General features: G+C 69.5%; 5 protein-coding genes and 1 pseudogene. 5 read left to right on the plus strand and 1 reads right to left on the minus strand.

Features of this window, described 5'->3' with window-relative positions:
* The first annotated feature begins 355 nt into the window (after window positions 1–355).
* The 3 genes from ACH4EW_RS27150 to ACH4EW_RS27160 are packed head-to-tail and all read left to right on the plus strand — an operon-like array spanning window position 356 to window position 4,562.
* Complete coding sequence (locus ACH4EW_RS27150) at window positions 356–1,003, plus strand: hypothetical protein (RefSeq protein WP_398261242.1); 648 nt, start codon at window positions 356–358, stop codon at window positions 1,001–1,003.
* A gap of 17 nt (window positions 1,004–1,020) precedes the next feature.
* On the plus strand, window positions 1,021–3,873 hold the full coding sequence (locus ACH4EW_RS27155; RefSeq protein ID WP_398261244.1) for a TIR domain-containing protein: 2,853 nt from the start codon (window positions 1,021–1,023) through the stop codon (window positions 3,871–3,873).
* A gap of 20 nt (window positions 3,874–3,893) precedes the next feature.
* A complete protein-coding gene (locus ACH4EW_RS27160) occupies window positions 3,894–4,562 on the plus strand; it encodes a hypothetical protein (protein WP_398261246.1) in 669 nt (222 codons plus the stop codon).
* A 240-nt stretch (window positions 4,563–4,802) separates the two neighbouring features.
* Here ACH4EW_RS27160 and ACH4EW_RS27165 read toward each other — a convergent pair whose 3' ends face one another.
* Window positions 4,803–5,036, minus strand: coding sequence for a hypothetical protein (locus ACH4EW_RS27165; RefSeq protein ID WP_398261250.1), 234 nt, complete (start codon window positions 5,034–5,036; stop codon window positions 4,803–4,805).
* On the opposite strand from ACH4EW_RS27165, the gene ACH4EW_RS27170 reads away from it, so the two are divergent.
* A complete protein-coding gene (locus ACH4EW_RS27170; RefSeq protein WP_398261248.1) occupies window positions 4,980–5,513 on the plus strand; it encodes a transposase in 534 nt (177 codons plus the stop codon). The two genes, ACH4EW_RS27165 and ACH4EW_RS27170, sit on opposite strands and share 57 nt — an antisense overlap.
* A gap of 259 nt (window positions 5,514–5,772) precedes the next feature.
* A pseudogene (locus ACH4EW_RS27175) lies at window positions 5,773–5,886 on the plus strand (IS5/IS1182 family transposase); the annotation flags it as partial.
* Window positions 5,887–6,000 lie beyond the last annotated feature (114 nt).

The raw sequence follows: 6,000 nt of genomic DNA on the forward strand, positions 1-6,000 counted from the left end.
CCGGGCAGCCGGACCGCGCACAGCGGTTTCGCCGCCCGTGCCCAGTGCGCCGCGCGGCGAAGGCCTCGTGCGCCGAGGTGCGTGACAGCCGACAGAGTGCGTCTATGTCGATCGCCGGGGTGACGCTATGTTCTTCACACATCACCCGGGTGAGAAACTCGGCAGGCGGCGCGTGACCGGCGGTCCCGTGCCCGGACGCACGACGGGGGCGGACATGCGGATGAGCGGACATTTAAGGCGTCCCGGCACACGGCAGGGCCGCCGGTGGCGGAGCGTGGGTGGCTCAGTCGCCCGACTCGTCGCGGCTGCTGCCGCTGGCGCACTCACGGGACTGGCGGTCTTCAGCCTCACTCAGGTGACCAGTCGCATTCTGTTCGTCGTTACGGGCGGCGTCGTGGGTGCCGTGACCGTCCTCGCCGTGCAGTGGTACCGGCGCCTCGCCCAGCTCACCGAGGTGAAGGTCACCATCCCGCAGCTGAGCGAGCTCACATTCGCTGTTAACAACGACTCCCGCCAGGTCGCCTGGCGCATGTTCATCGAAACAGTGACCCGTGTATCGACACAGCCCCTGGCCAGTGACGAGGGAGTCGTCCGGGAGGCGCTCACATCGATGTACGGGCTGTTCGCCACGACGCGGGAGACTCTGAAGGCAGCGCGCCCCTCCGCTCCGGTCCCCGGCGGGCAGACGGTTGAGTACCTCGCGATCACCATGCTGAACCGCGAGCTGAGGCCGTTCCTGTCCCACTGGCACCCACAGCTGCGGGAGTTCGAGCAGGCCCACCCCGACGGCCCGGAGTCCGAATGGTCGGAGAACGGCGCCTGCCGGGCAGAACTGCAGCGGGTGCAGCGCGACATCCACGCCTACGCCATCGGCTTCGCCCGCCTCGCCGGTGTTCGTGAAGCCGAGACCCTCATCGGGCACGTGCCCGTCCCCCGCAGCCCCGACGCCAGAACCGAGGGGAGCACCACGCCGCCCGGCGGCAACGGGCGGACCACACGGTGAGCCTCCCAGCGACGGGCATGAGACGGATTCGCGGGCGTGGTGCAGGCGGCACCCCTCGCGGCGAGCCAGGCGCATACGACGCGTTCATCTCGTACAGCCACGCCTGGGACAAGGACGTAGCGAAGGCCTTCCAGAACGCGTTGCAGGGTTTCGATCGCCCCTGGTACCGGCCGAGAAGCCTGAAGCTGTTCCGTGACGAGACCAATCTCGCGGCAAGTCCCCATCTGTGGCAGGAGATCGAGCAGGGGCTGACCCGGTCGCGGTGGCTCGTGGTGATGGCGAGCCCGTTGGCAGCTGCGTCCCCGTGGGTGCGGCAGGAGATCCGCTGGTGGCTCACCCACCGGTCTGCGGACAGCTTGCTCATCGGCTGGACCGACGGCACATTGTTCTGGGACTCCGAACGGGCGGGGTTCGACTGGTCGCGTACCGACGCCCTGCCGAAGCAGGAGATGGAGCGGGCATTCGACGCGGAGCCCCGTTGGGTGGACCTGCGCTGGCTGCGCAGTCCGGAGCAAGCCAGTGCGGCCGACCCCCGGCTGGTCGAATGCGTTGCGGAATTCGTCGCACCCCTGACAGGCAAGTCCAAGGACGAGTTGATCGGCGACCATGTACGTCGGCACCGCCAGACCCGTCGTCTGGTGCGGACCACGCTCGCAGCGCTCACCGTACTGTTCCTCTTGGCCATCGCCGGCGGGGTCACCGCCTATACCCAGCGCAACGCCGCCCGCGCCCAGACCCTGGTCGCGCAGTCGAGGCAACTGGTCGCCGAGGCCTCGTCGATCAGGGACGCCCAGCCGGATCTGGCACGCCAGTTGATAGTGCAGGCGTACCGGCTCGCGCCGACGGCAGAGGCGGTCGGCGCGCTCGTCGACAGCTACGCGATGCCCCGGGTTGTCCACGGCCGCGGGTTGGTGCGCGCGACCGCATACAGCAGCCGGGGCCTGCTCGCCGTAGCCGACGACGGCCTCCGGCTGTTCGACCCCGCGCGCGGAACACAGCCGATCTTCACGAAGCCCGTGAAACGCCGGGCGACCGCAGTCGCCTTCAGCCCGGACGGCAAGCAGTTAGCCCTCGGCGGCGCGAACGGCACGGTGTGGCTGCTGGACGTGACGGACGGCACCCGCCCCAGGGCCTTGGCAGAGACGTCCGGGGTGGGCGATCGCGGGGAGGTCCGCATCCTCGTCTTCACCTCCGGGGGGCAGCTGGTCGCCACGACATGGAAAACCGGCGCCGTCCTCGACGTCTCGGATCCCGCTCGGCTGAGGTCCCTCGGCTCCTTGCCCGGCTATCCAGTAGCGGCAAGCCCGGGTGGCAATCTGATCGTCACGGAGGAACGAGACGCGCGAGGAGGGTACTTGGGACACCTGCGACTGTGGACTGTGTCCGGCTCCGCCCGGCCGCGCCCGGTCGGCACGGTCGCCTCGCCGCCTGTCGGCGTCTCCGAATCCGCGCAGCGCGTGGTGTTCAGCCCCAACGGCCCGCTGCTCGCCATCGCCGGCGAAAACAGCACGGTGAGGCTGTGGGACATCGCCGACCCCGCCCGCCCGGTCGCCAGAGCAGACTTGTACGCACGGAGCCGGGACGGCATCTACTCCGTGGCGTTCTCCCCCGACGCAACGACCCTGGCCACCGGGGACAGTGACGGCACCGTCGCCCTCTGGGACGTGTCCGACCCCTTACGCCCCCGTTCCGGCGCCCGGTTGAGCGGCCACACGAGGACGGTGGGCGGGCTCTCCTTCAGCCCGGACGGTCACACCGTGGCCTCGGCCGACGCCTACGACACGCTATTCGACGACGGCAAAGGCGCCCGCACCGTCCGGTTGTGGGCGGTGTCGGGAAGCGAGCGGACCTCCACGTTCACGACCCTGCCGGCCGAGGGGACCTTTCCGCCCGCATTCGGTCCGGACAGCCGCATACTGGCCGCTGGCGGCGAACCCACGACCGTATGGCGGGTGGACGGCACGGGCGCGCCGCGTCTCCTGTCGACTGTGGAGACGGTCAATCCCGGCGGCCAGGCCGCGGCCTTCGGCACCGACGGGCGCACCCTGTTCTCCGGTATGCCCCTGAAGGCATGGGACATGACCGACCCGACTCACCCACGGCCGCTGACCCGGGGAGCGGCCCGCACGGTCGGAGCGAAGAGTCTAGCCGTCAACACCGTCCTTCCGTTGGCGGCCGCACGGGGCGGCCCTGGCGAGCGGGCCCAGGTGTGGGACATCGGTGACACGACGCGGCCCACCCTGCTCGGGACACTCGACAGTGCCGACGGCGGTTACCAGGACCTCGCATTCAGCCCGGACGGTACGCTGCTGGCGGCACCGACCGGGACGGGCGGCGTACGGCTCTGGTGGGTCGCCCGGCATGCCCCGCCCAGACCCGCGGGCGACCTCCCCACGGCGAAGGGCACCCGCGCCCTCGCGCTGGCATTCGGCCCGCAGGGCCGCACCCTGCTCGTCGGGGACGAGACTGGAACGATCAGCACCTGGAACGTATCGCGTCCCGGACGTCCGGCGCGCCAGGGGGTTTCCACCCGGCACACCGGCGCCATCTCCGGGCTCGCCTTCCATCCCGGCGGAGAACTCATGGCCACCGCCGGTAGGGACGGCCGCATCCGCATTTGGGACGTCAGGAACCCGGCCCGTCCCGTCGAAGTGACCGCACTGAGTGACGGCGGCCTGTACCCCCACGCGACCGTGGGCTTCAGCCCGGACGGACGCCTGCTGGCGGTCAGCGACAGCGCAGGCACGCGGCTGTGGACGGTGGACCGGACCGGCATCCTGCAGCAATTGTGCGCCGAATCCCCACGAATCACCCCCGACCAGTGGGCCCAGTACCTCCCGGACCGGCCCTACGACCCACCCTGCTCCTGACTCACGAGACGGAGGACACCGTGGCAAACGGCTTACAGCGCACCATCTCGCTCACCGCGTTCCTGACGATCCTGCTGATGACCGGCGCGTGCAACGCCTCGAACCCTGCTCCCCCGATCACACCGTCGGCCCAGCAGCCGGCTTCCTCCGCCCCTGAATCCCCGCCTGCCCCTTCCTCAGTCGTCGGACCTGCGCCGGCGGACCTGCACGACGTGAACTGGGCCGATGTCCCTGTCCCGGCCGAGTTCTGCGGTGTGCCGGGGCTCGTGCGACTCGACCCCACAGGCGATGCCATGGCCACCTCGCGGACATGGGGACCGGTGCGCGTCCGTCGAACGAAGAACATCCTCTACGGCGACACCGACGGCGACCACCGCGACGAGGCCGTCGCCTTCGTCGGGTGCGACAACAACGGAGCCACGCAGAACGCAGACATCGCCGTCGGATACGTGGTGTACGCGCATGCGGGGAAGAACCTCGCCGTCCTCGGCTCGATCACCCCACGAAAGAAGTCCGCCTCGTTCCACACGGCACTCGCACGAGCGGAGTTCGCACCAGGGCAGATCATCGTGCACGAGAAGTGGTATCGCCCCAACGACGCGCACTGCTGCCCGAGCGGTGACGCGACCACCGTCTGGACCCGTGAGGGCAACCGGCTGACACCCGGTGCCCCCCGCATCACCTCGTGACGGGGCACCTCGTAACGGGAGCAGCGGGCGTGCAGGCTTCCGGGCCCATAAGGAGAGGACAGCCCGCGGTTCCACGAGTGTTCCTTCTCGCAGGTCAGAGCGTTGCCCTCCGGTCTCGCGGAAGACAGGCGAAGGCCCCGCTCGCGGGACGAGCGGGGCCAGTTGGACCTGTTGGACCCAACGGGTCTACAGCGGGGCGATGTGGGCCGCCCGGTCCAGGGCGCGCAGCAGTTCGGGTTCTCATCCGGCGCGCGGGGTGTCGTAGGCGAGTAGGCCGGAGGCGGCCAGGACGTCGAGCTGCACCTGGTGCTCGATGCCGAGTCGCCACGCCTCGCGCAGGACGTGCCGGGCCTCGTCGCGGGCGGCGCGGCCGGTGGTGATCTGCTCTTGGCCGACCGCGGGTTTTCCGGTCTGGAGTTGTGGCGGGCCGCCTCGGCCGGCGGCGCGGACCTGTTGTGGCGTATCCGCTCGCATCAGGTGCTGCCGGTCCGCGAGGAACTGCCTGATGGCTCGTACCTGTCGGAGATCGTCGCTGCCAAGGACCACCGCAAGCGCGCCGATCCCACGGTGGTGAGGGTGGTCGAGTACACCCTGGCGGGTTCCGGCTACCCCGCCCAGGACGCCCCTTACCGGCTGATCACCACGATCCTCGACCCCGAGGCCGCCCCCGCCACCGAGCTGGCCGCGCTCTACCACGAGCGGTGGGAGATCGAGACTGCGCTGGACGAGCTGAAGACCCATCAACGTGGCCCCGCCCAGATCCTGCGGTCCCGCTCACCCGACGGCGTCGAGCAGGAGATCTGGGGCCATCTGCTGGTGCACTACGCCATCCGCACCCTGATGCACGACACCGCCGATCAGGCCCAACTCGACGCCGACCAGCTCTCTTTCACCCGCAGCCTCCGCCTTGCGCGCCGACAGGTCACCGCACAGGCGGCCTTTTCCCCCTGACCACCTGACCACATCCCTCACCGAGGGCCTGCGTGAGATAGCCCGTCACCTGCTCCCCGCCCGCCGCAGACGCTTCAACCCCCGCGTCGTCAAACGCAAGATGTCCGGCTTCGGCGTCAAACGCGATGAACACCGACACTGCCCTCAACCCAACCGGAGCCCGATCGAGGCCGTGGCCATCGCCCCGCACTGGCGCACGACCCCGATCAACCCGCCCACCAAAGTCCCACGAAGGTCGGACTCTTAAGTCACTGGTATTGAGGCTTGGCGCGGCCTCGCAACCCGCTACGACAAGACACCCGAGAGCTACCTCGCCGGCCTCCACCTGCGCGGCGCGGTGATCTGGATACGCAGTCTCCGCCCCACACCTTGATCACGACTCAGGACAGGCCCTAGTAGGGCTTTGTTAGGTACCCCGATTCATCACCTTCGGTTAGGTTGTGATCTTCTGTCAGGTGTGACACCTGAGGAGATGGAGACGGTCCGC

The sequence above is a fragment of the Streptomyces sp. NPDC018000 genome (genome assembly GCF_044328025.1).
GTDB lineage: Bacteria > Actinomycetota > Actinomycetes > Streptomycetales > Streptomycetaceae > Streptomyces.

What these genes read in the sequence shown, in the direction of transcription:
- ACH4EW_RS27155 (WP_398261244.1), top strand. Translation starts at nt 1,021, where the DNA reads ATGAGACGGATTCGCGGGCGTGGTGCAGGCGGCACCCCTCGCGGCGAG.
- ACH4EW_RS27165 (WP_398261250.1), bottom strand. Translation starts at nt 5,036, where the DNA reads ATGCGAGCGGATACGCCACAACAGGTCCGCGCCGCCGGCCGAGGCGGC.